At 39.3% G+C, this 25895-nt stretch carries 25 protein-coding genes; 15 read left to right on the top strand and 10 right to left on the bottom strand.

Annotation, left to right across the window (positions count from 1 at the left end; translation table 11 throughout):
- Nucleotides 1-24 precede the first annotated feature (24 nt).
- The gene (adhP, locus tag QMA08_RS07185) at nt 25-1035 is read right to left on the bottom strand and encodes an alcohol dehydrogenase AdhP (RefSeq protein ID WP_039487721.1); all 1011 of its coding nucleotides are present in this window, start codon (nt 1033-1035) and stop codon (nt 25-27) included.
- 206 nt (nt 1036-1241) lie between these two features.
- On the opposite strand from adhP, the gene QMA08_RS07180 reads away from it, so the two are divergent.
- Nucleotides 1242-1787: a MarR family transcriptional regulator gene (locus tag QMA08_RS07180; RefSeq protein WP_024596846.1), complete on the top strand. Its 546-nt coding sequence runs from the start codon at nt 1242-1244 to the stop codon at nt 1785-1787.
- A 40-nt stretch (nt 1788-1827) separates the two neighbouring features.
- Here QMA08_RS07180 and QMA08_RS07175 read toward each other — a convergent pair whose 3' ends face one another.
- Together QMA08_RS07175 and QMA08_RS07170 are read right to left on the bottom strand one after the other, a co-directional pair.
- A complete protein-coding gene (locus tag QMA08_RS07175; RefSeq protein ID WP_182193884.1) occupies nt 1828-2844 on the bottom strand; it encodes a lytic murein transglycosylase in 1017 nt (338 codons plus the stop codon).
- Entirely contained in the window at nt 2837-3124 is a 288-nt protein-coding gene (locus QMA08_RS07170; RefSeq protein ID WP_008134235.1) for a YcgL domain-containing protein, read from the bottom strand. The genes QMA08_RS07175 and QMA08_RS07170 overlap by 8 nt, the downstream gene beginning before the upstream one ends.
- A gap of 155 nt (nt 3125-3279) precedes the next feature.
- Between QMA08_RS07170 and minC the strand changes: the two genes are divergently transcribed.
- The 3 genes from minC to minE are packed head-to-tail and all read left to right on the top strand — an operon-like array spanning nt 3280 to nt 5064.
- Nucleotides 3280-3984, top strand: coding sequence for a septum site-determining protein MinC (minC, locus tag QMA08_RS07165; protein ID WP_024596847.1), 705 nt, complete (start codon nt 3280-3282; stop codon nt 3982-3984).
- A gap of 5 nt (nt 3985-3989) precedes the next feature.
- Nucleotides 3990-4799: a septum site-determining protein MinD gene (gene minD, locus QMA08_RS07160; protein ID WP_004334708.1), complete on the top strand. Its 810-nt coding sequence runs from the start codon at nt 3990-3992 to the stop codon at nt 4797-4799.
- A 1-nt stretch (nt 4800) separates the two neighbouring features.
- Nucleotides 4801-5064: a cell division topological specificity factor MinE gene (minE, locus tag QMA08_RS07155; protein ID WP_004334706.1), complete on the top strand. Its 264-nt coding sequence runs from the start codon at nt 4801-4803 to the stop codon at nt 5062-5064.
- A gap of 323 nt (nt 5065-5387) precedes the next feature.
- On the opposite strand, the gene rnd is transcribed toward minE, so the two are convergent.
- The 3 genes from rnd to QMA08_RS07140 form a co-directional block, all read right to left on the bottom strand.
- Nucleotides 5388-6518 carry a ribonuclease D gene (gene rnd / locus QMA08_RS07150; RefSeq protein WP_165723876.1) on the bottom strand — a complete coding sequence of 377 codons (1131 nt, stop codon included), beginning with the start codon at nt 6516-6518 and terminating at the stop codon, nt 5388-5390.
- Nucleotides 6519-6569: 51 nt separating this feature from the next.
- The gene (fadD, locus tag QMA08_RS07145) at nt 6570-8222 is read right to left on the bottom strand and encodes a long-chain-fatty-acid--CoA ligase FadD (RefSeq protein WP_002960239.1); all 1653 of its coding nucleotides are present in this window, start codon (nt 8220-8222) and stop codon (nt 6570-6572) included.
- A gap of 115 nt (nt 8223-8337) precedes the next feature.
- On the bottom strand, nt 8338-9189 hold the full coding sequence (locus tag QMA08_RS07140; RefSeq protein ID WP_290174044.1) for an alpha/beta hydrolase: 852 nt from the start codon (nt 9187-9189) through the stop codon (nt 8338-8340).
- Nucleotides 9190-9600: 411 nt separating this feature from the next.
- Between QMA08_RS07140 and QMA08_RS07135 the strand changes: the two genes are divergently transcribed.
- Nucleotides 9601-10890, top strand: a complete 1290-nt coding sequence (locus QMA08_RS07135; protein ID WP_039487709.1) for an alkaline phosphatase — start codon at nt 9601-9603, stop codon at nt 10888-10890.
- 95 nt (nt 10891-10985) lie between these two features.
- Here the strand turns inward: QMA08_RS07135 and QMA08_RS07130 are convergent, their stop codons facing one another.
- The 3 genes from QMA08_RS07130 to QMA08_RS07120 form a co-directional block, all read right to left on the bottom strand.
- Nucleotides 10986-11315, bottom strand: coding sequence for a hypothetical protein (locus tag QMA08_RS07130; protein WP_193226942.1), 330 nt, complete (start codon nt 11313-11315; stop codon nt 10986-10988).
- Between the two features lie 68 nt (nt 11316-11383).
- On the bottom strand, nt 11384-12085 hold the full coding sequence (tsaB, locus tag QMA08_RS07125) for a tRNA (adenosine(37)-N6)-threonylcarbamoyltransferase complex dimerization subunit type 1 TsaB (RefSeq protein ID WP_290174043.1): 702 nt from the start codon (nt 12083-12085) through the stop codon (nt 11384-11386).
- A gap of 9 nt (nt 12086-12094) precedes the next feature.
- Nucleotides 12095-14011, bottom strand: coding sequence for an ATP-dependent DNA helicase (locus QMA08_RS07120; protein ID WP_290174042.1), 1917 nt, complete (start codon nt 14009-14011; stop codon nt 12095-12097).
- Nucleotides 14012-14342: 331 nt separating this feature from the next.
- Between QMA08_RS07120 and QMA08_RS07115 the strand changes: the two genes are divergently transcribed.
- The gene (locus QMA08_RS07115; RefSeq protein ID WP_024597348.1) at nt 14343-15626 is read left to right on the top strand and encodes a sodium:proton antiporter; all 1284 of its coding nucleotides are present in this window, start codon (nt 14343-14345) and stop codon (nt 15624-15626) included.
- 283 nt (nt 15627-15909) lie between these two features.
- A complete protein-coding gene (locus QMA08_RS07110; protein ID WP_356782708.1) occupies nt 15910-17766 on the top strand; it encodes a cytochrome c/FTR1 family iron permease in 1857 nt (618 codons plus the stop codon).
- A 342-nt stretch (nt 17767-18108) separates the two neighbouring features.
- Here the strand turns inward: QMA08_RS07110 and QMA08_RS07105 are convergent, their stop codons facing one another.
- Nucleotides 18109-18345 (bottom strand): hypothetical protein, encoded by a 237-nt coding sequence (locus tag QMA08_RS07105; protein ID WP_290174040.1) that lies wholly within the window; start codon nt 18343-18345, stop codon nt 18109-18111.
- Nucleotides 18346-18764: 419 nt separating this feature from the next.
- On the opposite strand from QMA08_RS07105, the gene hisG reads away from it, so the two are divergent.
- The 8 genes from hisG to hisIE are packed head-to-tail and all read left to right on the top strand — an operon-like array spanning nt 18765 to nt 25849.
- Entirely contained in the window at nt 18765-19664 is a 900-nt protein-coding gene (gene hisG, locus QMA08_RS07100) for an ATP phosphoribosyltransferase (protein WP_002960257.1), read from the top strand.
- Nucleotides 19665-19669: 5 nt separating this feature from the next.
- Entirely contained in the window at nt 19670-20971 is a 1302-nt protein-coding gene (hisD, locus tag QMA08_RS07095) for a histidinol dehydrogenase (protein ID WP_290174039.1), read from the top strand.
- Complete coding sequence (gene hisC / locus QMA08_RS07090) at nt 20961-22070, top strand: histidinol-phosphate transaminase (RefSeq protein ID WP_290174038.1); 1110 nt, start codon at nt 20961-20963, stop codon at nt 22068-22070. Before hisD ends, hisC begins: the two co-directional genes overlap by 11 nt.
- Complete coding sequence (gene hisB, locus QMA08_RS07085; RefSeq protein WP_008138596.1) at nt 22067-23128, top strand: bifunctional histidinol-phosphatase/imidazoleglycerol-phosphate dehydratase HisB; 1062 nt, start codon at nt 22067-22069, stop codon at nt 23126-23128. The genes hisC and hisB overlap by 4 nt, the downstream gene beginning before the upstream one ends.
- Nucleotides 23125-23715, top strand: coding sequence for an imidazole glycerol phosphate synthase subunit HisH (gene hisH, locus QMA08_RS07080; RefSeq protein ID WP_002960265.1), 591 nt, complete (start codon nt 23125-23127; stop codon nt 23713-23715). Before hisB ends, hisH begins: the two co-directional genes overlap by 4 nt.
- A gap of 33 nt (nt 23716-23748) precedes the next feature.
- Nucleotides 23749-24483: a 1-(5-phosphoribosyl)-5-[(5-phosphoribosylamino)methylideneamino] imidazole-4-carboxamide isomerase gene (locus QMA08_RS07075; protein ID WP_010552951.1), complete on the top strand. Its 735-nt coding sequence runs from the start codon at nt 23749-23751 to the stop codon at nt 24481-24483.
- Nucleotides 24465-25244, top strand: coding sequence for an imidazole glycerol phosphate synthase subunit HisF (hisF, locus tag QMA08_RS07070; RefSeq protein ID WP_002960269.1), 780 nt, complete (start codon nt 24465-24467; stop codon nt 25242-25244). The genes QMA08_RS07075 and hisF overlap by 19 nt, the downstream gene beginning before the upstream one ends.
- Nucleotides 25235-25849, top strand: coding sequence for a bifunctional phosphoribosyl-AMP cyclohydrolase/phosphoribosyl-ATP diphosphatase HisIE (hisIE, locus tag QMA08_RS07065; RefSeq protein ID WP_007376299.1), 615 nt, complete (start codon nt 25235-25237; stop codon nt 25847-25849). Before hisF ends, hisIE begins: the two co-directional genes overlap by 10 nt.
- The last annotated feature ends 46 nt before the right edge of the window (nt 25850-25895 follow it).

Here is a 25895-nt window from a genome sequence, read left to right as displayed (position 1 = left end):
TGTTTTATAAACGCTTAATCTAAATTAAATAGTAACCACTATGCGACCGTTAATTTCACCTTTGAGCATATCATCAAAAATTTCGTTAATGTCCTCTAAACGCTTTTCTTCAATAATTGCTTTTACTTTACCTTGAGCGGCAAATTCCAAGCATTCTTGCAAATCTTTACGCGTACCAACAATAGAGCCCACTACTGACACACCATTAAGGACAGTATCAAAAATAGGAAGTGGCATATCCTCTGCAGGTAATCCCACTAATACGCATTTACCGCCACGGCGTACACTTTTATAGGCTTGTTCAAACCCCGCTTTAGACACCGCAGTACACACAACACCATGCGCGCCACCTACTTGTTCAAAAATAGCTTCGCTTGGAACCACCTCTTTAAAATCGAGGGTGATATCTGCGCCTAGCTCTTTAGCAAGCGCGAGTTTTTCTTTACCTGTATCAACAGCTATTACATTAAAACCCATTGCTTTAGCATATTGCACGGCCAAGTGCCCGAGACCACCCACACCAACAATAGCAACCCACTGCCCTGGTTTAGCACCAGATACTTTTAATGCTTTATAGGTTGTAACACCTGCACAAAATAATGGAGCAGCTTCAGAAAAGCCTAATCCCTCAGGTATTTTTACAACGTAATCACCGTGAGCCAAACAATATTCTGCATAACTACCATCAATAGAATAGCCAGTATTGTGCTGCGATAAACACAGTGTTTCTTTACCATCTAGGCAAAACTCACAGTGCCCACATGCACTATAGAGCCAAGGAATACCCACTCTATCGCCAACTTCTAAGTGCTTAATGTTGCTTCCGACTTTTTCGATAACACCGACACCTTCGTGCCCTGGTACTAATGGCATTTTTGGTTTTACTGGCCAATCCCCATGACAGGCATGTAAATCTGTATGGCAAACACCACAGGCCGCTATTTTTACTAAAACATCGTTTATTCCCACCTCAGGAATTGGTAGGTCTGTTATTTCTAATTTACCTTTGTATTGAGTATTAATTGCAGCTTTCATAGTCATTCCATCGTATGTGAAAAAAAATTAAAAATAAGGATTTATTTACGTATTGTTGTATACAACATATCCCAATATAGATGTATAAATATTAATCTAAATCATATTTTAGTCATTTAAATTAACCTATAAGCCTGCTAAGAACTTGCTATCCATAATGAGCGTGCTAGCATTTACTTTCTGAAATTACTGAAAGTTACTAAGCTATGAGTTTATCCGAAAAGAATTTTGCCTTTGTAATGCATTGTGGTGAGATGGGCAGCCGCTGGGGATTCAATCGTACGATCGGACAAATGTGTGGTTTGCTGATTATTACTAAAAACCCAATGACAGCTAATGAGATTGCAGATGCACTTAGTATTTCTCGCGGTAATGTAAGTATGGGCATTAAAGAGCTGCAATCGTGGCAGTTAATTAAAGTACAGCATATTCCTGGCGATCGTAAAGAGTACTACGCCCCTGCTGGCGATATTTGGGATATGGCAAATCGCGTATTTGAAGAACGTAAAAAACGCGAAATTGAGCCCACCTTAACGCTACTACGCGATAACTTATTAGACGAAGCCAGTAACGACGATGAACTTTACGCACAAAAACAAATGGGTGAGATTCACAACCTACTTGAAACCGTCACTAAATGGTCATCAGAACTACAGCGTTTAACGCCAGAGCAACTTAATAAGCTAATGAAGCTAGGTTCTGGAATTGGTAAAGTTATTGACCTAAAAGAAAAGATATTCAAAAAAGAATAAAGCCGCAATTGCGGCTTTATTTATAGGTATATTTTAAAAATTAGATTTTTGGATAACCAATTCTATCCGACAAGTAACCTACACTAGTAGCAAAGTAATACGAGCGATTCCAATGCATAAACACTTTGTAGTTATCGTACGCTAAGTACATACGGCCATTTATATCATCAGGCATAACCAGCGCAGCACGTACGTCTACATTAGGTAAATCAGAACCATCAGCTTTACGAACACCCAGTGCTTGCCAATCAGCTAATGAGCGCTCTGAGTCGTTCCAATATTCTAACCACTGCTTGCGAGTTTTTGTACCACGCACTAAAACGTATTTACTATCAAAGTTTTCAGGTAACTGAACTTGGCGACCCCACGTAAGAGAGTCGTTCCAGCCTTCTTGCTTTAGATAATTAGCAATTGAGGCAAAAGCATCTTCTTTTGTAGTCCAAATATCTTTACGACCATCGTTATTGTAATCAACCGCATAAGCATTAAAAGAGGTAGGCATGAATTGCGTTTGCCCCATTGCGCCTGCCCAAGAGCCCTTAAATTTATCAAGCGTTATGTGGCCCGACTTTAAAATATCCAGTGCAGCCCAAAGTTGGCGCTTATAAAGTGCTTCTCGGCGTCCATCAAAAGCAAGTGTCACTAATGATGAAATAACGTTATGACCGCCTTGAATTGTACCAAAGTTACTTTCAAGCCCCCAAAGCGCGACTATAAAGCGTGCTTGTACGCCAAACTCTTTCGCTACTTTTTCAAGTACCTCTTTGTTTTCTGCGTAAAGCTTACGTGCACGGTCAATTTTCCATTGTGGTACACGTTTTGGTAAATACGTTTCAAGGGTTTCTTTTACTTCTGGCTGGTTTTTGTCAGCCGAAACCACTTTTTCTTTATACGTTGCTGTTGCAAACGCATCGTCAATAAGTTTGGCTTCGTAACCTTTTGCGATAGCTTCTTGCTTTAAACTCGCTAAATAATCTTGAAATTCAGCCTGAGTTTTTGCCATAACAGGTGAGCTTAAACATACACCACATAATATAACGATAAGTTTTTTAATCACTATCAACTCCATTGTCTTTTCGTAATTGGCTTAGCAAATTTTGCTCAGGTGGTGGAATTTGTAAGTAGTAGCCTTTATCAGGATTTGATAACGCTGCTTTTACAGTTTCTAAATCTGCCCCACCCAAATGCTCACGTTTTGCTAAATTGATGATCATCACATAAACAGGTTGACCAAACATGGTCATCAAAGGTTCCGGAACTTTACTAAAATCATCTCTTTTTTCAACAAATAAGAACGTATCCGCTTTTTTCTTACTTTTATATACTGCAGTGAGCATTATGGCCCTATAAATTCTTGCTTAACAATGCCGCACACTATAACATGAGAGTAATAATAAGTTAGAAAAATTAGATTAGAAATTTCAATAAAGGCCCTATTCAGCCTACGTTTATCTAAAATTAATTTCTAATCAGACAAATCAATTGAGCGTGTATGTCGGACCAAATTTTTGAGTTAAAAGGGAATCTTTTTACGTTATCAGTTTTGCATCTTTATAGTACTGATATAAACCTTTTAGCAGAACAACTGTATGTAAAAATAGCCCAGGCCCCTAAGTTTTTTGAGGGGGCGCCTATTGTCGTTAATTTAATAGAAATTAAAAACAGTTCACTTGATTTTGTTCACTTAAAATCATTAATCGAGCGAATGAGTTTTAATGCGGTTGGTGTGTGTAATGGCTCAGATGAGCAACATACTCAAGCAAAGGCCGCTGGCTTATCTGTTTTAAATTATTCACAAGACGTTAAGAGCGAACCTGTTAAACAAGAGCCCAATACATCGATTGTAGAAAAAACGGTGCATTTACCGGCGCAAATTATCAGCGGTACAGTTCGCTCTGGACAACAAGTTTATGCAAAAGATAGAGATTTGATAGTACTTGGCGCAGTTAGTCATGGTGCGGAAGTCATTGCCGATGGGAATGTGCATATTTATGGCACGTTACGCGGTCGCGCTATTGCAGGCGCAAAAGGTTTTAAAGAAGCACACATTTTTTGCCAAAAACTTGAAGCCGAGCTGGTTTCAATAGATGGTAACTACTGGATCAGTGATTCGCTACAAGGTGAACATTGGGGAAATGCAGTGCAAATACAACAAAAAGACGAATCATTAGAAATTTCAGCTTTGGTTAAAGGATAAATCTCATGGCAAAAGTAATTGTCGTTACCTCAGGTAAAGGCGGTGTTGGTAAAACAACATCAAGTGCTGCAATTGGCACAGGCTTAGCGTTAAAAGGCTATAAAACAGTTATTATCGACTTTGATATTGGTTTACGTAACTTAGATTTAATTATGGGTTGTGAACGCCGCGTTGTTTATGACTTTGTAAATGTAATTAATGGTGAGGCAAACCTTAACCAAGCGCTTATTAAAGATAAACGTGTAGATAAATTATTTTTACTACCTGCTTCACAAACTCGTGATAAAGATGCTTTAACACGTGAAGGTGTTGAACGCGTACTAAATGAACTAAAAGAAGACTTTGATTACATAGTATGTGATTCACCAGCAGGTATTGAAGCTGGCGCTATGATGGCGATGTACTTTGCTGATGAAGCAATTGTTACAACAAACCCAGAAGTGTCGTCAGTTCGAGATTCAGATCGTATTTTAGGTATTTTACACAGCAAATCAAAACGTGCTGAAGAAGGCCTAGAAAATATTAAAGAACACTTACTATTAACACGCTATAACCCTGGTCGTGTTGAAAAAGGTGAAATGCTATCGGTAGAAGATGTGCAAGATATTCTGTCAATCCCATTATTAGGGGTTATTCCTGAATCGCAAGCGGTATTAAGTGCTTCAAACTCAGGCCAACCTGTTATATTGGATACAGAATCTGATGCAGGCCAAGCTTATTCTGATGCAATTAACCGCTTACTAGGTGAAACCGTCGATTTTCGCTTCTTAGACGTTGAGAAAAAAGGCTTATTTAAACGGATTTTTGGAGGTTAACGTGTCTTTACTTGACTACTTCCGCTCAGAAAAGAAAAACAGTGCGTCACTAGCAAAAGAGCGATTGCAGATCATTGTCGCGCACGAGCGTTCTCAACGAGGAACACCGGATTACTTACCACAATTAAAACAAGATATTTTAGATGTGATCCGTAAATACGTGAACGTAAGTACCGATGCAGTTCAGGTTCAGTTTGATCAAAACGAAGACGATTTAGCCGTACTTGAGCTAAACGTTACACTACCTGATGAAGAAAAGAAGTAATTGAAGAAAGGGCGCTTTATAAGCGCCCTCTTTATTTTCTTTTACTTTGTAATAACTTTCTAAATATCTACGTTTTAATCCCTTGCATGCAACTAAAACTTTTTCACTATGTAACACAAAAATTATAGATAATACCAATTCGCTTAATTAAGTGATCTATTTTGAGGATGGAAAAACGTGTTGATAGCTAGGCAAAAAAATCGCTATTTAGTTGTTCTAAATGAGATTTTTTTAACACAGGTAACGACACGTTTAGCGCCGCAAAATGATTAAGTATTATTGCGGATTGGTATATGTATTACACAGTAAAAAAATATCTAGTCTTAAGTATCCCATTCTTTTAAAGCGTCTTTAACATAGGTATAACGCCAAGAGCTTAATAAATCAGGTTTTATATGACTTTGTTTTTGCTCATTAGTTAACTTCCAATTCCAACTAATCAATTGATTAATTTGCTTTTTAGAGGCCATAACGTCTTCTGGTATATTGTGCTCTTTAGCGACTTTAGTGATCTTTTGTTTAATATCTTTGGCTACTTTCTTATAAGTAGGAAAATCAATTAAGCGCTTAAGTACTTCAGGATGCTCAGCATCTGGTACTGCTTTGGCAACTTCAATACACTTGATTATATCTACACCAGAGCGATTAACTTCAATAGCTTCAACTCCTGGAATTTGACGTAGAGCATTTAAACTTGAAGGACCACGTTTGGCAATTTCAGTCATGTTATGTTCTTTTAACACAAAATTTAGCGCTAAATTTTTCTTAATGGCTTTGTTTCTGCGCCATACAGCAAGTTCTTTTAAAACCGCGAGTTCGTGCGGTTTGAGTTGCCATGCATTTTTAATATCTTTATATAAAAGCTCGTCTGGTGTTTGAAATGCACGTTTTTTAGCTATCAGCTCACTCTCGTTTATTACAATGTCAAAGAACCCAGCGGCATTAATACGCTCTATAATCAGCTCGAAACACGGCAATAAATAAAAAGTATCTGCAGCAGCATAATCTAACTGTTTTTTAGTTAACGGACGTTGCAGCCAGTTGGTGCGTGACTCACTTTTATCTATTTCAATACCTTGCAACTCTTTTACCATAAGGGCAAAGCCCATACAGTTACCTTCCCCAAGTAACTGCAACGCAAATTGTGTATCAAAAAGTGGGGATGGAACAAAGCCTGCGTATTTTTGAAAAACCTCAATATCTTCTGAAGGAGAATGCAGTACTTTTAAAACACTAGGATCTTTTAGTATTTCCCAAAAATCGAATAATGAGAGCTCAGCTAACGGATCGATAAGCGCTAAATGCTCACCATCAAAAACTTGGATAAGTGCAACTTCTGGATACAAAGTGCGACGACGCATAAACTCAGTATCAATAGCTAAAATAGGCTTATTTTTTATTTGTTCAACAAAAGTGTTCAGTTGATTTTGGGTTTCGATCAATTGGTATTGCACTTAATCTCCTACAATAAAAAAGCCGACATATGTCGGCTTTTTTATAGGTTGCTAATCTTTCAAGGCTCTTCGGAGTATTTTACCTACGTTAGTTTTAGGTAACTCATCCCTAAACTCTACCAGTTTTGGGACCTTGTAATTAGTTAAATTATCACGACAGTGACTTATTATATCTTTTTCAGTTAAAGAAGGGTCTTTTTTAACAACAAAAACTTTAACTTGTTCACCACTTACATCGTGAGGAATACCAATAGCAGCAACTTCAAGCACACCTTCGTGCATAGCCACTACCTCTTCTATCTCATTAGGGAAAACATTAAAGCCAGATACAATGATCATGTCTTTTTTGCGATCTACAATAAAGAAGAAACCTTCATCGTCATAAGTTGCAATATCACCTGTTGCAAACCAGCCATCTTTTAAACATTCAGCTGTTGCATCTGGTCGCTTGTAATAGCCCACCATAACCTGCGGGCCTTTCACACACATTTCACCCGGTTCACCTTTAGCGGCTTCTTCACCGTTATCAAGTATTAGCTTAATTTCAGTATTAGGCGCAGGTAAACCAATAGAGCCGTTGTATGCTTCTAAATCATAAGGACTAATAGTTACTAATGGAGAACATTCTGTAAGGCCATAGCCTTCCATTAATTTTGAGCCAGTCACTTTTTGCCATTTTTCAGCAACAGGACGTTGCACGGCCATACCGCCACCAAGTGACATTTTTAAATGACTGAAATCAAGCTCAGCAAAACCTGGTGTGTTTAATAAACCATTGAATAACGTATTAACACCAGTAATAGCTGTAAATTTATGCTGACCTAGCTCTTTAACAAACCCAGGCATATCTCGTGGATTTGTGATTAATATATTTAAACCACCGTACTTCATAAACGTCAGGCAGTTAGCTGTTAAAGCAAATATATGATAAAGCGGTAAAGCAGTAACAACAACTTCTGTACCACGATTTAACACTTTGTCTAAACAGCCTGAAACTTGCTCAAGGTTACCAACCATATTGCCATGGCTCAGCATTGCCCCTTTTGATACACCTGTTGTACCACCGGTGTACTGTAAAAAAGCAAGATCGGACAAGCTCATTTCAGGACGTGTATATTTAGTTTCGTCTGCAGCTAAAACGTCTGAAAAGTTAATTGTGTTTGGTAAGTTGAACTTTGGCACCATTTTTTTAATGTGCTTCACAACAAAGTTAACTATGTGCTTTTTAAGCCCACCAACCATGTCGCCTACTTGCGTTACTACAATGTGTTTAACATCAGTGTGTGCAAGTGACTTTTCAAGTGTGTCAGCAAAGTTTGCTAAAATGAAAATAGCGGTAGTGTCAGAATCCTTTAGCTGATGCTCTAATTCACGCACAGTGTAAAGTGGGTTAACATTTACAACCACACAACCTGCACGTAAAATACCTAAAATGGTGACTGGCGTTTGTAGTAAGTTAGGCATCATTACGGCAACTTTGTCGCCTTTTTTAAGACCTAAATCATTTTGAATGTAGGAAGCAACTTTTTTTGTTGCTGTATCTATTTCGCTATAAGACAGCGTTTTACCCATATTAGTAAATGCAGGTAAATCGGTGTAGTCAGTAAAACTTTTTTCGAACACTTCGAGTAACGAGTTGTAATGCTCAGGATCGATTGTTTCAGGCATACCCTCTGGGTAGCGCTTAAGCCAGATTTTTTCCACTCTTAGCCCCTGTTTATAATTATATTTTTATTAACCTTAATCTAAGTAAGGCGCTTTAACAATTGAGCAAATACTCTAATGGAGGAATAATCCCACATTTTACGTAAACTTACAATTAACATGCACCATTTTGCAGCATAAAGTCTTGAATATGCTTAAAACAAAGTTCACTACTTTGCATATGACAGTGGTGCCCACCATCTACATTAATTACCTTTAAGCTATTGTAATAACTAATATACTTTGCCAGATTTTGTTTTACAAACGAATAACCTTCGTTACCTAAAATTAATTGACACGGTGCAATTAAATCTTTTATTGCACCAATACATTGCGCCTCATCAAACCTAAAACCTGAGTGATTTTTAAGCTTTGGATCAGTTGTTAATGTATAACCATCTAAAACCGATTTTATATTTCGCTGCATTAAAAGAGCAATAAGCTCACTATTCAAATCGGTTGTTTGAGCACGTGCTTCATAAATAAGCTCTTTCGATTTATAAACTCTCTGCTTCTTATTTTTTAAACGCGCTCTATTTAATACTGCACTTTTTAGCTGTTCACATACGCCTTCGCTAGGAGTTGTAACACACCCAATCCCCTCAATAAAGGTAACAGATTTTACATAATCACCAAAGCAACTAGCAAAAAGCCCTGCAACCATGGCTCCCATCGAATGCCCAACTAAATGAACTTTTTTAACACCAAGCGCATTAATAAGTTGGTACACATCATCAATATAATCAACAAAATAATAATGTGCATCATCACTTCGCCAAGATGATAAACCATGCCCAACAAAATCAATACAGTACCAAGTGTGCTTTGGCTTAGCTTTACTTAACATTGGCATAAAACTGTGGCAGTTATCTAACCAACCATGCAACGCTATTACTATTTCATCCCCAGAACCTACTTTTAAGCCATGAATATTCAAGTTATTGGTTTCAATATTAAATGGCTGCACGGCAAGTCCTTTATTAATTTAGAGCATCATTATTTATAGCATACAAGTTGTCAGACCACTAACCGAGAAAATAGTGCCAAATTCGCTATTTAATTATCTTGATGATCTAAAGAAAGCAAAAAATATAAAATAAAATTTAAACAATATCATAAGTTTAATTACAAAAAAAATAAGCTGATCTTTTTAAATATGTTTGCTTTGTATACCTTTTAAACAATTAAAAGGTGATAACATTATATGTAGTTAAGCTATAACCAGTATAATTTAAATAAATAGAACTAACAGCGTTAACTACAATTCTATTTATATAACCCCAAATTATAAATATCTTAGATATTCATTTATTTATCATACTATCTGTATACAATATCAGCGGCTATTAAATAAGGTACACTCATAAGGTACACAACCATGAAAAAACAGATCAGCTTATTAGCGCTTTTATGCACCGCTTCTGGTGCTTACGCAGAATCAGCACCTAAAAATGTAATTTATATGATTGGTGACGGCATGGGTCCGGCTTACACCACGGCTTATCGCTATTTTAAAGATGACCCTGCAACAAAAGAAGTAGAAGGCACGGTTTTTGACACTATTTTAAAGGGTATGGCTCGTACCTACCCTGATGACCATACTTATGTGACAGACAGCGCAGCAGGTGCTACAGCACTCAGTAGCGGTCATAAAAGTTACAATGGCGCAATTGCAGTAGATACAGACAAAAAGTCAGTTAAAACCATGCTTGAAATAGCAAAAGAGCGCGGTATGACAACAGCGCTTGTAGCAACTTCACAAATTAACCACGCAACTCCAGCAAGTTTTGCGGCGCATAATGAATCACGTAATAATTATAATGACATTGCCAATGACTACATCGACAATAAAATTGCGGGTAAATTACCGGTTGATTTAATGCTTGGTGGCGGTACTAAATACTTTATTCGTGATGACCGTAATTTAGTTGATGAATTTAAAGCCGCTGGTTATCAATATGGCGACGACATTAAAAACCTAGGGCAAATTACACAAATACCTGCAATTGGTTTATACGCATCTAAAGGCTTACCTTTTGCTTTAGATGAAAACCCAACTCGTCTTACTCAATTAACGTCTAAAGCACTTGGTTTATTAGATAATCAAAACAAAGAAGGCTTTTTTGTGATGATTGAAGGCAGCCAAATTGATTGGTGTGGTCACTCTAACGATATTGCCTGTGCAATGGCTGAGATGGATGATTTTGCTAAATCAATCGAAAAAGCAAAAGCGTATGTTGATAAAAACAAAGATACTATTTTAGTCATCACTGCAGATCACTCTACAGGAGGTTTAACCCTTGGCGCACATGGTCAGTACAAATGGGAAACTGATGTAGTAAAAGGTGTTAAAGCAACTGCTGGTAAATTAACTCAACTTTTACTGGATTCTGATGATTTAGAATCAGTATGGACTGCTAACACCAATATTGAATTTACAACTGAAAACCAAATAAAACTTGAGCAAGCTAAAAAAATGGGTGAAAAAGCGCTTAATTTAGCCGTTAAGAGTATTATTAGCGATGCAAGCTTTACTGGCTGGACAACAGGCGGACATACTGCTGTAGACGTGCAGGTATTTGCTTATGGTAAAGGCAGTGAGCAATTTATTGGTTCACAAAATAATACTGATATAGCAGATAAGCTGATTGGCTTTATTAAGCAGTAAGCTTTACGTACTTTTGAACACAAAAAGCCCGAACAAATGTTCGGGCTTTTTATTAAATTTTATAGCTGTATTTATCTAAAGCGCTTAAATAAGCGTTAAGCGTATATATCAACGCCTATTAAATTTTGTACTTCTGCTCTGCGTTCTAAATTAGCAAATTCAGTATAAGTAGAAATCGCTTTGCTTACTTGAGCTGTCGGTTGGTCGTAAATTGTTTGGCTGTATTCATTGCTTTTAGCACTGCTTTTAAACAGCTGATTAGCCAGTTCAACACCCTCAACACTGTTTTTTACGTAATCGGTATTTGTTTTTTTAGCAGCCGGCTGGTCTAATAAACTCTGTGGTTTATTAGTAACAACTTTAGTAGAGCTAACCCTACCCGGAATATCCCCGGTAAAAAAACCTGAACCAATAGGCAGCGTCATTACGCATCTCCAACCTTAATATTGCATAAAATTATGATTTAAAAACAACCAATTTGCAAATAATATGATTACTCACGTCCTGGTAGCTTTTTCCACGTTACCGTATCGCGCACATATTTAGGTTGAGCGTCACTCGCTTTTACAACGTCACCCGCTAAAAACGCGGCTTCAACATGCGCTAACATATAACGTGCATCAGGCAATGTAATATCAGTATTAATTGTCACGTTTTCAAAGCCATTAAGCGCATCAGGATAGGTTCTAAAGCCCGTGCCCACTGCTACAGATGGCTCAGTGGTTGCTATATACTCATTGTTTAGTAAATCAGGTTTTATAACGCATTCTTGGTTAACTAAAAGCATTAGATTATTTTGCGCTTGGTAATGTGCAAAGTATATCTCCCCCATACGCGCATCTATACTTGGATAAACACTCAGGCTGCCGTGTTGTTCAAACGTTTGTTGAGCCATAGTAGCCAGTGTAGACACACCAACAAGCGGCAAATTAGTTGAATACGCTAAACCTTGCGCTATAGCAACACTAATACGTACACCGGTGAAACTACCTGGCCCTTGGCCAAAACCGATTACGTCTAAATCTTTTAATTTACAGTTTGCTTTAGTTAACAGTTCATCCACAAGTGGAAGTATTTTTTGGCTGTGCTGCTGCGGACACTCTTCAAAATGATGAAACGTTTGGCCCTGGTAATGTAAAACAATTGAAAGTGCTTCAGTTGAAGCATCAAGGGCAAGGATATTACTTTTGATCATTTTAGTACTCTAATTAATTTGTTTTAAAAATGTATTGGCATCTTCTAAGCTTCGCGTGCGGCGCATCGGTGGTAAGCTTTTCAAAAATACTTGGCCATATTGGCGTGTAACTAAGCGATTATCGCATATTACAAGTACGCCTTTGTCTTTACTATCTCGAATTAAACGCCCTACACCTTGCTTTAGCGCAATAACAGCCTGCGGTAATTGTATGTGTGAAAAAGGGTCTTTTCCCTGCATTTGGCAATCTTGCATTTTAGCTTGTAGCAATGGATCGTCAGGGGCTGCAAATGGCAATTTGTCTATAATAACACAGCTTAACGTGCTGCCGCGTACATCAACACCTTCCCAAAAAGAAGCCGTGCCCAGTAATACCGCATTACCATGGCGAGTAAATTTCTCTAAAATTATACGCTTAGACATTTGCCCTTGCATATAAACTGGGTAGTCTATTTGTGTAGTTAGCCCTTCGGCCACTAAGTGCATCATTCGATAGCTAGTAAATAACACAAAACAACGCCCTTGCGCTGACTTTATAAGCTCAAGTGTTAATTTTACAATCGCATGCGGCATATTATCAGCGTGCGATTCGGGTAAGTAACGCGGTAAACACAGCAGCGCCTGATTAGGGTAATCAAATGGGCTATCTACCATCATGCTTTGTTTTGGCTTTAAACCTAGGCTTGCATTAAAATGCTCTAGTTTGTTATCAACCGAAAGTGTTGCAGAAGTGAATACAAATCCTGCGCCCGTGTCTTGCATCATTTGAGCAAACTTAGCTGATACATTCAATGGCGTTATATTAATTGTTAAATAACGGCGCGTTGTTTCATACCAATAACTAAAGCCGGTTTGGGCTGTATCAAAAACCCGCTCTAACTGACCTTTAAACGCAAGTGCACGTTCAAATGGATGCTCAATTTTGTCGCTTCTATCTAGGCAAAGTTTAAGTACTTGGTAAACAAAATCTAAATCACTGATCACACGATGGAGCGCCGCGCAAATTTGTTTATCGCTTAGTTTTTCTCGCCAATCGCCACGACTGCCATCAACACCAAATTGTAATCGTAAATCAGCAACGCTTGTCTCAAGCTTGTTTAAGCTTTTACCAAGTTGCAGCATATCGGGAATTTCAGCTCTATAAATAGCACGTAAATCATTAATTAAATCTACCAACTTTTTAGTGCTTACACTTTCACCAAAATAATCACTAGCAATTTCGCTTAACTGATGGGCTTCATCAAATATATATGCGTCGGCTTTTGGCATAAGTTCAGCAAAGCCACTTTCTTTTACAGCCATATCAGCAAAAAACAAATGGTGATTAATAACAACCACATCGGCATCGGCCGCATTTAAACGTGCTTTGCGTATATAACAGCTTTGAAAATCTGGACACTCTTTACCTAAACAATTATCGGCTGTTGAATTTACATAAGGCAGTACTTTGGCATCATCTTCTATACCTATACAATCGGCCAAATCGCCCGATTGTGTTTCGCTTGCAAACTTAGCTACCATAGCTAGTTGATGCATTACGTCAGAGTCGTCAGTAGGTACATGTGCAACATGTTGATTAAGTCGGTAGGTGCATAGGTAATTGGCGCGCCCTTTTAATAAGGCGGTTTTTTTTGAAGCACTTAAAGCTTTAACTAGTTGCGGTAAATCGCGGTGATAAAGCTGCTCTTGTAGAGCTTTAGAACCTGTTGATATTATCGTGCGCCCTTTTGACTTAAGTGCAGGGGCTAAGTATGCAAATGTTTTACCCGTACCCGTGCCTGCTTCAACAACTAATTGCGAACTGTTTTTTAATGCATCCGCAACAGCTACTGCCATATCAATTTGTGGTTGGCGGGGCGTATACCCATCTAAAGATAACGCTAAAGGCCCGGTTGCACTAAACAGCTGTTTGATAATACCAATCACTTTAAAATAAATAATAGCGGGATTTTACGTAAGCAAAGCATTAAGGGCAAGTAATTACAAAACCCACTTTTACTTTACGAATTAATACGCACTTTAATAGTGAGATTAATCATTCGATTTTACAATACACCGTGTATTTATAACGTGCATTTAATTTAATAATGACAATATTTACAAAGCCTAATTTTCTATTAACTCTTACTAAAAATAATCAGTATTAAAAGCTATATTTAGGCATAAAAACTGTGACTCTGAAATATTACAGGAGTACCATACGCGGGTTTATAATCCTCTTTTTCGTGTGTCGTTAAAAAAATAGTAAGGTTAGCCAATGAATGCTTGGTATCTCATTTGTTTTCTCTCTGCCATTGCAATTTTTATTGCTTTTGCAAACCAATATATCCTCAAAATGCAAACTACAATTGCCATTACTACAGGCTCAGTTGTTATTTCTTTATTATTGATTATTGCCGTTAAATTATTAGGCGATCAAAATGCGTTAGCCATGACCCAAATTGTTTCCAGTATTAACTTTAACGAGTTATTACTCAAAGGTATGCTCGGATTTTTACTTTATGCTGGCGCATTGGAAATTAACCTTATGGCGCTTCGTAAACAGCGCTGGGAAATAACCGCACTAGTGCTATTTTCTACTATTGCTTCCACTTTTATAGTCGGTTATTTAAGTTTTTATCTATTTGCCTTATTTGGCTTTGATGTACCGTTTATATACTGTTTATTATTTGGCGCGCTTATTAGCCCAACCGACCCTATTGCTGTACTTGCTATTATTAAACAAATGCGAGCGCCAGAAGGAATCTCAGTTCAAGTAGAAGGTGAGTCGCTATTTAACGACGGTATTGGTTTAGTAATATTTACGACCATTTTTTCGGTTGCCTTTTATGGCACCGATGCACAATTTGGCGATATAGCAGAACTCTTTTTTGTAGACGCCCTAGGCGGCATTGCGTTTGGTTTGGTTATCGCTTTGGTTGGCCACTTTTTAATTATTAACAGCCGCGATGTAAACATTCGCTTATTGATAACCTTAACTATTCCTACCGCAGGTTTTGCTGCTGCAAATATTTGGGAAATATCAGGCGCACTTGCCATGGTTACGAGTGGCATATTGATGGGTAACATTACTCGTACTAAAGCAACTGAGCGCACGGGGCCTGAAGACACTCGTTACGTAAAAGATTTTTGGCATGCAACCGATAGCTTTTTAAATGCCCTACTGTTTTTAATAATAGGTATGCTAATAGTGACGATGCCAATCACGCTTGGTGAAATTGGCTTAGGCTTACTGATGGTACCTGCAGTATTACTAGCACGCTTTATTAGCGTAGGCGCACCCTTTGTTATCTTTAAACGCTTTAGAAGTTACGATAAACACAGTGTTAAAATTTTAACCTGGGGTGGGCTACGCGGTGGCCTTGCTCTGGCAATGGCGGCAGCAATACCACGCGAGCAAGTTTTTGTAGGCGGCTCTGACCTACATAACCTAATCGTTATTGTTACCTACGTTGTGGTTATATTTTCTATTATTGTACAAGGCTTAACTATTTCGCCGCTTATTCAAAGCAGCATTAAGTCAGCTGAGCAAGCAAAGTAATAAATGCTTTGTGAGCAATCAACTCAGTAACCAAGTTATTATATAAATCACTTGGTTACTGTTACTCACGTGTTACAAAAACACTTTAAAGTTCTATAAATTGTTATCCTTTTTATTTATCTTCTTTGTTTAAATTAATCCGCTTGAAATGCAAATGAAAACAATTATAATTTTGGCTTTTCCTCTGTAGGGCTTTTCAATGTCCAAAAATAATTCTCACGTGTTTTTTAATTTGGTATCTCTGGGCAAACGACAATTTCATTGTTTTTTTGTGCTTTTTATAATGGCGATGGCAAGCTTTAATGTGTCGGCCTCTCCTAATGAGCAAACAAAAATAAAACAAATTGCACAGCTTGCAGAGTATGTAGGTGTAGATTACGTGGCAGCTGTTGGAAATGGTGAAATACTAGACCCCGACGAATATCAAGAAATGACAGAGTTTTCGCACGTCATTATTGAGCAAGCTGGACAGCTATCAAGCCAAACCAATGAGTTTGATACAGTAAAGGCACAAGCTAAAGCACTGCATACAGCTATTGCTAATAAAGCGAGTGTTGCCGATGTACGTGCAGCAAGCTCAGCGCTTCGTGAGTCGCTGCTTACTTTTATGCCACAACTATCGTTACCTACATCGCTGCTTCCGGTTGAGCAAACTAAAGCGCTTTTTGCTACTAACTGCTCAATGTGTCACGGCCCTAGTGGTCAAGGCGACGGTCCGCTTGCAAAAAATTTATCGCCAGAGCCTACCAACTTTACCGATGAAGAACGCGCAACTAACCGCTCATTAATGGGGTTATTTGACGCTGTAAGTAACGGCATTGACGACACGCCTATGGTTGCTTTTACCCAATTTAATGAACAACAACGATGGTCTTTAGCTTTTTATGTAGGTAGCTTGGCATTTAAAGATGTTCAAAAACCACAAAATGTAGAACAAAACATTACCGCTTCACAGATTGTAAACCTAAACCCTGCACAATTATCGGCAGGTCAAAGTGAAGCACAAGCACATTACGTTAAATGGCTTCGTGGTAATCCAGAGCAATTATTTAGCGCTAACAAAAATCCGATAACAGTTACTCGCACGCAATTACTTGCAGCGCAAGCCGCGCATGCTAAAGGCAATTACTCACAAGCAAGTGATTTATCAATTAGCGCATACTTAGATGGCTTTGAGCTTGTTGAAAACAACTTAAATGCCTACGACGAAACACTGCGTAAAAACATCGAAGTACAACTGATGAACCTGCGCCAAACATTCAAAAACGAAAAAGATACAGCCGTCGTTGCCGAAAAAGTAAGTGCAGCACTAACACAACTCGCTAAAGCAGATAGCATGCTAAACGAAACCAAGCTAACTGATGGCGCCCTACTTTCAGCGAGTTTAATAATATTACTGCGAGAAGGCTTAGAGGCACTCTTAGTTATAATTGCCCTTATGACTGTGCTTATTAAAACGAAACGTCAAGATGCGCTTAAATACGTACATATTGGCTGGGTAACAGCACTTATTGCCGGTGGCTTAACATGGGCTGCTGCGCAAACATTAATAGAAATAAGTGGTGCAAGTCGCGAAGTTATGGAAGGTGCTGGTGCATTGTTTGCCGCTGTAATTTTACTGTATGTTGGCGTATGGATGCACAGTAAAACAAGTGCGCAACAATGGCAAAAATATATAAAAGACAATATAGATAAGCGTCTTGAGTCGGGAACACTTTGGGGATTAGCGGGGCTTTCTTTTATTGCCGTATACCGTGAAGTATTCGAAACCGTATTGTTTTATCAGTCTTTATTAACGCAAAGCTCGCCTGCTCAATATTCATCTATTGCATCGGGTTTTGCGATAGCTATAGCAATACTGGCTATTATTACGTGGGTATTAATTAAGTACTCAATTAAATTACCGGTTGCTAAGTTTTTTGCAATTACCACTTACCTATTATTTGCACTCTCGTTTGTGCTTATGGGCAAAGCCGTTATTGCATTACAAGAGGCCGATATAATAGGTATTGCTTCGCTACCAATGAGCTTTGATATAGCATGGCTTGGTATTAAGTCGACATGGCAAGGTATTGTAGCTCAGGTATGTGTGTTCGCTATATTTAGCTTTTATATATTAAAAAGTAAAAGTCAGAACTAATTAGTTCAACAGAAAAAGGGAAGTCTATTTACTAGGGCGTGTTGACCTTCCGAGGTTGAATTTGCAGCAGTATGTTTGGTTTTCAGGCAAGGCAGAGCCTATGTAGTGTGGTTATTCCCCATAAATAGGCGATAACGCAGCATAAATACCAAACATACGCTGCCCTTTGGGTTCTTTCTAGGGACGATTAACTCTTTGTTGCTCGGTTTTTACTTAGCCCACTAGGTTACAAACCTCGCGCCGCGATTAAATCGCCCCTAGATTGAACAAATTTTAATCCTCAAAGATCAACACGCCCTAGGCTTCCCTTTTATAATTCTAGCAATATACAGTAACTGTAACCTATGCCCATGTATCTAAATGGGGGTTTTCGTCATCCTCTACGTTAGACTTTTTTTTACTATTTTGATCATCAAGCATATTGAACTTTTTCTTTTTTTGTAGCTCACGCCTTTTTTTATTCTCTAGCTCAACTTTTTCAGCGGCCGATCCACTTTGCACACCCGCAATATGAAAAGCACTTTTTGACTCAACTTCTAGTCTGGTTATTCTTCCTAAATAAGGAATCATGATATCCATACACACTTCCTTAGTTTACTGTTAAATTATCTAAACGCTTGGTTTGGCTAATAAACAAACAAATATATGCAAAAATTGCACTTTCCTTCTTAATATTATCGACAGTTATAAGATATGCTTTAATTAAGCTAAAAAAAACTTGCCATAATATGGCTGTTTATGTTTTTATGAATGCGAAATTTATTTAAACAGATAACAACTGAACGTTACTATAACAACGAGCAGTTAAATAGGATAAAAAATGCGCTTAAACCTGACAACAGTACATCATCACCACCATTCATCGGAATAACCTGTCAGGTCTTTCGCTGAGAGGTTATTCCTAAAAGGAACCTCTGGCGATTCAAAAAACATTGATTCATTTTCGCCCTGAGGTTCCCCTCGGGGTTTTTAGTTTTTAAATTAAAGGAAAATGAATAATGAGTAACACAAATCGTCTACGTATCGCCATCCAAAAAGGCGGCCGCCTATCTAAAGATTGTCAAGATCTGTTAAAACAGTTAGGTGTTAAGCTTAACCTTCGTGAACAACGCTTAATTGCACACTCAACTAATATGCCAATTGACGTACTACGTGTGCGCGATGACGATATTCCTGGTTTAGTAATGGACGGTGTATGTGATTTAGGTATTGTTGGCGAAAACGTACTAGTAGAAGTTCAAGCAGAACGTGAACGCCAAGGTGTTCCAAGCGAAGTAAACAAACTTTCAAAACTAGATTTTGGTTACTGTCGTCTTGCACTTGCATGGCCACAAGAGCTAGGCGCTCGCGATAAGAGCTGGTTTGAAGGCAAACGTATTGCAACTACCTACCCAGAAATTTTAACTCAGTGGTTAAAGCGCGAAGGCATCAACGCAAGTACAGTAATGCTTACTGGCTCTGTTGAAGTAGCACCACGTGCAGGTTTATCTGATGCAATTTGTGATTTAGTATCTACTGGCGCAACACTTGAAGCTAACGGCTTAATTCAAGGTGATACAATTTTAGAATCAAACGCATGTTTAATTCAAAATAAAGATCTGCAAGACGCTGACAAACTAGCACTAATCAATAAGCTTATGCCGCGCCTACGTGGTGTTAGACAAGCTAAAGAAAGCAAATACATCATGCTACACGCACCAAAAAACAAACTTGATGAAATTTGTGAAATTTTACCTGGTTCTGGTCAACCGACTCTACTTGCCCTTGCGGGTAATGAAGAATACGTAGCACTGCACATGGTAAGCAGCGAAACATTATTTTGGGAAACAATGGAGCAGTTAAAAGCCCTAGGCGCTAACTCTATTTTAGTTATGCCAATTGAAAAAATGATGGAGTAAGTACCATGCTTCGTTGGAATGAGGAATCTTCACAAGTACAAGCAGCGGCGCTAATGCGCCCTGCAGTTTCTGTAAGCGCAAAGGTTGAAGCAATATGCAAAACTATTTTAGCTAATGTAAAAGAGCAAGGCGATGAGGCCTTACTTAGCATGGCCAAAGAGTTTGATAATAGAGCTAACCCACGTTTGCGCGTACCGCTAGATGAAATTAACGCATCTGAGCAAGCACTAAGTGCTGAGCTTAAATACGCAATTGACACCGCTTATGCAAATGTTAAACGTTTTCACGAAGCGCAGTTGCCAAAAGATATTAAATTATCAACCCAACCAGGCGTTGTATGTGAACTGAAATATCAAGCCATCGAAGCAGTCGGTATTTATGTACCCGGTGGCAGTGCACCACTGCCATCGTCGGTTATTATGCAAGGTGTATTAGCACAGTTAAGCGGCGCTAAAACCGTTGTACTAGCTACACCGGTACAAGGTGATAAAGCAATTAACCCTGCTATTTTATATGCAGCTAAGTTATGTGGCATTGCTACTTTGATAGAAAGTGGTGGCGCAGGCGCAATTGCAGCAATGGCTTATGGCACCGAATCGGTTCCTAAAGTAAACAAAATTTTTGGCCCAGGTAATAGCTTCGTAACAATGGCGAAACAGCTCGTTGCGCAAACTATCCCAGGTATGGCAATTGACATGCCAGCAGGTCCTTCTGAAGTATTAGTTATTGCAGATGAACGTGCAAACCCAGAATTTATAGCCGCCGATTTACTCTCACAAGCAGAGCACGGCGCAGACTCGCAAGTTATTTTATTATGTAACAGCGAAAGTATTATAGAACAAACTCAGCAGGCACTTACACGCCAGTTAGCTAATTTGAGCCGTAAAGAAACAGCCGAGCAAGCGCTCGCTAATTCTTCACTTATTTTAGTTGATTCAGTTGAGCAAGCATTTGACGTATCGGCGCAATACGGCCCAGAGCACTTAATTTTACAACTAGGCGATGCAACACCTTATCTAGATAAAGTTAAAAATGCAGGCTCAGTATTTGTAGGTGACTACACACCGGAATCTGCAGGCGATTACGCATCGGGTACTAACCACGTGTTACCAACATATGGTTACAGTGCAACTTACTCGAGTTTAAACTTGCTTGATTTTTTCCGTACATACACAGTGCAAACAATTACTAAAAGTGGTTTAACGCAGCTTTCAAAAGCAATTTTACCACTTGCAGATGCAGAAGGCCTTGATGCCCACGCTAATGCGGTTTCAATTCGTTTAGAGGCAATTAAAAATGAGCAATGAGAGCGCACAAGCGTCTAGCTTATTACCTAAGAATATTGCAGCCCTTGCTGCATACAGCTCTGCAAAAAGTGAAAAGCTAACCGGTACTACGTGGCTAAATGCTAACGAAAGCCCGTATGCTAAAAATCTTGAACTTAGTATTGAGGATTTAAATCGCTACCCCGACCCACAACCGCAACTGGTTATTGACCGTTACGCCGCTTATACAGAACTTGAAAGCGAAAATGTATTAATGACGCGCGGCGCAGATGAAGGCATTGAGCTTTTAGTGCGCACATACTGTGAGCCAGCAAAAGATAGTATTGCGCTATTTTTACCAACCTACGGTATGTACAAAGTTACCGCCGATACACACAATGTTAGTATTAACGCGCTTACCCAAGAATTATTATTAAATGGCAGTGCTGACGAAATAGTTGCAGCTGTTGGCAGCTCAAAACTGGTATTTATTTGTAACCCAAATAATCCAACGGGTAGCCTAACACCACTTGATAAAGTAAAAGCGATTGCAACAGCACTTATGGGTAAAGCACTGGTTATTGTTGACGAAGCCTATATAGAGTTTTGCCCAGAGCAAAGTGCCACAAAACTTATTAATGAGTTTAGTAATGTAGTGGTTGTGCGCACGCTTTCTAAAGCCTTTGCGCTAGCGGGGCTCAGAACGGGCTTTACGCTTGCACAAGTGAGCGTACTAGCGCCAATTCGTAAAGTCATTGCGCCGTATCCGGTATCTGGCGTAGTAGCAAGTATTGCAGCGCAAGCAATTGCACCCGATGCAATTACATCAATGCGCCGCCAAGTTACTATTTTAAATAGCTTAAAAGCTAAGTTGGTAGATTGGCTAAACGCCTCCCCTGCTGCATTAAAAATTCTCACTGGTGAAGGTAACTTTGTTACTTTAAAATTAGCCGATAAAAACTACTTTAAAATTGCACTTGAGCAAGGTTTAGTTATGCGCGCTTTTACACTATACGGTGAAGACGACTGGCTACGAATTTCAATTGGCAGTGAACAAGAACTTGAACAAGTAAAAATTTGGTTAGATGGCTTACAAACGCCGGCTACCGCAGCATCTTTAGCAGGAAACGAAGTATCATGAGTAACCCCTATTTATTTATAGACCGCGACGGCACTATTATTGAAGAGCCAATTACCGACAAACAGGTAGATAGCCTTGAAAAGCTAGCATTTTTACCTGGTGTTATTCCTGCGTTATTACAATTACAAGCCGCAGGTTACCGTTTAGTAATGGTGTCTAACCAAGATGGTTTAGGCACAGATAGCTTTCCTACTGCTGATTTTGACATAGCACAAGACAAAATGATGGACATAATGCAAAGCCAAGGCATTAGCTTTGACGAAGTATTAATTTGCCCACACTTTGATGAGCAAAACTGTGATTGCCGTAAACCTAAAACGGGCTTACTTACCGAGCTTATGCGCTCTGGCAAAGTAGACTTAGCGCGCTCTTTTGTTATTGGCGATCGCCAGACCGATATTGGCCTTGCTCAAAACTTATGTTGTGAAGGTATTTTATACGACGGCGATTGGAGTGCGATAGTGACAAAATTGACTACCGCAAACCGCGAAGGTCGTGTTACACGCAACACTAAAGAAACCCAAATTGATGTAGCCATAAACTTAGATCAAACTAAAAATGGCAGCATAGACACCGGTCTTGGCTTTTTTGATCACATGCTTGATCAAATTCGCACGCACGCAAACATTGGTTTAAACATTAAAGCCAAAGGCGATTTACACATAGATGAGCACCACCTTGTTGAAGACATTGGTATTGCTCTTGGTGTTGCACTTAAACAAGCGCTTGGCACTAAATCGCAAATTGCACGCTATGGTTTTGCGCTTCCTATGGACGAGTGTAAAGCCGAAGCACAAATTGATTTATCGGGCCGTGCATCATTTGTATTAAACGCTAACTTTAGCCGCGAAAAAGCAGGCGACTTAGACGTGCAAATGGTTGAGCACTTTTTCAAAAGCTTAAGTGATAACGCCGCTATTAGCCTTATTTTATCGGTAAGCGACGGTAACTGTCATCACCAAGTAGAAGGCTTATTTAAAGCGTTTTCACGTGCTCTTCGTATGGCAGTTGCACAAGACACGACCCAACAAACAGCCAGCTCTAAGGGATGTTTATGATTGCCATAATTAATACCGGTTGTGCCAATATAAATTCAGTACGCTTTGCGTTTGAACGCTTAGGCCAAACGCCAACAGTTATTACTTCACCAGAGCAATTAGCGGGTTTTGAGCGCGCTATATTGCCAGGTGTAGGTCACGCGTCGGTTGCTATGAAACGCCTAGTAGATAACGGCTGGCAACAAGCTATAAATGAATACCAGCGCCCGCTTATGGGTATTTGTTTAGGTATGCAGTTACTGTGCGAAAGCACCGAAGAAGGTAACGTACAGTGCCTAGGTAAAATACCAGGGCAAGTAAAAGCGCTTGATGTAGGCAATTTAACGTCGCCGCATATGGGTTGGAATAACTTAAGCGTTAACAAAGAGCATGCATTAACTAAAGGGCTAACGCTTGATGAGCAAGTGTATTTTGTTCACAGCTTTGCGCACACCGTAAACGACGCCACACTAGTGAGCGGCGAATATGGTCAAACCTTTTCAGCCATCGTTGCTAAAGACAATTACGCAGGCATGCAATTTCACCCAGAGCGCAGCGCAAAAGTTGGCGCACGTTTATTACAAAATTTTGTTGATTGGCAGTTATAAGCTGCCCATTAACTAACAAAAAAGAGATTATTTGTGATTATTCCAGCATTAGACGTATTACAAAATCAAATTGTGCGCTTGTACCAAGGTAAATACGACACAGCACAGTTTTACCCTTTCGAACTTGGCGCGCGTTTAAAAGAATACGCCGACAGTGGCGCAGGTAAACTACACCTTGTAGATTTAGAAGGTGCACGCGATCCAAGTAAAAAACAGTGGAAACATATTCAAGCTGCAACCAAAGCACTTAACGTACCGTACCAAGTGGGCGGTGGTATTCGCTCGGAGCAAGATGTAAGTGATTGGCTAAAAGCCGGTGCAAACCAAGTTGTTATTGGTTCAATGGCAGTAGAAAAACGCGAACAAGTAAAAGCCTGGATTGAGCAATTTGGCGCAGAGCATTTTGTAATTGCCCTTGATGTAAATAAAACAGCCACGGGCTGGGCGCCAGCAACACACGGTTGGTTAAGTGAATCTGAGTTTGGTTTACTTGAGCTGGTTGATTTTTACGTGGGCTTAGGTGTTATCGACTTTTTATGTACGGACATCAGTAAAGATGGCACCATGACGGGCCCATCGTTTGAATTATATGAAGATTTAACTCGCCATAACAGCACAATTAAAGTGCAAGCCTCAGGGGGCGTAAGCTCACTAGATGACATTAAAAAGCTTAAAGAGCTGGGTGTGGGCGGCGTTATTTTAGGTAAATCATTGCTTGATGGCGCATTTAGCGTTGAGGAGGCACTGGCATGTTATCAAAACGCATAATCCCATGTTTAGACGTTAAAGACGGCCAAGTAGTTAAAGGCGTTAAGTTTAAAGGCCATGAAATAGTTGGCGATATTTTAACAATGGCTAAAGCCTACAGCGAAGCTGGCGCCGATGAACTGGTTTTTTACGAAATCAGTGCAAGCGTTGAAAAACGCCTACTCGATGTGAATTGGGTAGAGAGCATTGCACGTAATATCGATATTCCATTTTGTGTAGCGGGCGGTATTAAATCAGTGGCTGATGCAGCGCGTGTACTTGAGCGCGGCGCTGACAAAATAAGTATTAACAGCCCTGCTATTGCGCGTCCTGAACTTATTAAAGAATTACACGATGAGTTTGGTAAGCAATGTGTTGTAGTCGGCATTGACAGCTTTTTTGATGAAATTACCGGCGAGTATTTAGTGTATCAATTAACCGGCGATCCTAATGCATCAAGCCGTACGCGCTATAAAACACAAGAATGGGTTAAACGCGTACAAGACTTAGGCGCAGGCGAAATTGTATTAAACTGTATGAACCAAGATGGCGTTCGTAACGGTTACGACAACGAGCAACTAAGTAAAATTCGCGAGCTGTGTGACATTCCTTTAATCGCCTCTGGCGGTGCGGGTAGTATGCAAGATTTTGTTGATGTATTTAAACAAAGCAAAGTAGATGGTGCATTAGCCGCCAGCGTTTTTCATAAAAATGTGATTAACATTGGCGAACTAAAACAATTTTTAACAGATAACCAAGTGGCAGCAAGATTATGCAAGTAACACAACAAAACCAAGCTCAGGTCGATTTCGCTAAAAGTGACATGATCCCTGCTATTATTCAAGATGCCCGCTCTGGTGTTATTTTAATGCAAGGCTTTATGAACAGCGAAGCACTCGCTGTTACGCTTGATACCAATAAGGTAACGTTTTACTCGCGTTCAAAATCGCGTTTATGGACTAAAGGCGAGTCATCAGAAAACTACTTAAACGTAGTATCTGTGCATACCGATTGTGACTACGACTCAATTTTAGTACTTGCCAACCCAGAAGGCCCAACGTGTCACTTAGGCACACAAAGCTGTTTTGGTGATGAAGCAAAACCAAGTTTAAGCTTTTTAGCACAGTTAGAAGATGTGATTGTTGCGCGTAAAAACGACGACCCTGAAAAAAGCTACACAGCGTCATTATTTGCAAAAGACTTAAGCCGTAGCTGTCAAAAAGTAGGTGAAGAAGGCGTAGAAGTTGCCCTTGCCGCTATGAAACACGATAACGATGAGCTAACAAACGAATCTGCTGATTTAATTTATCACCTGACAGTATTACTACAACGCCAAGGCTTAGCCCTTGAAGATGTAGTTAAATGCTTGCAAGGTCGCCATAAATAGCATTAGTTGTGACTAACAAAGAGGGCTCATATTTATATGGGCCTTT

It is taken from the genome of Pseudoalteromonas sp. APC 3355, from assembly GCF_030407615.1.
Taxonomy (GTDB): Bacteria; Pseudomonadota; Gammaproteobacteria; order Enterobacterales; family Alteromonadaceae; genus Pseudoalteromonas; species Pseudoalteromonas distincta.
This window is presented reverse-complemented; position numbering and strand designations above follow the sequence as displayed.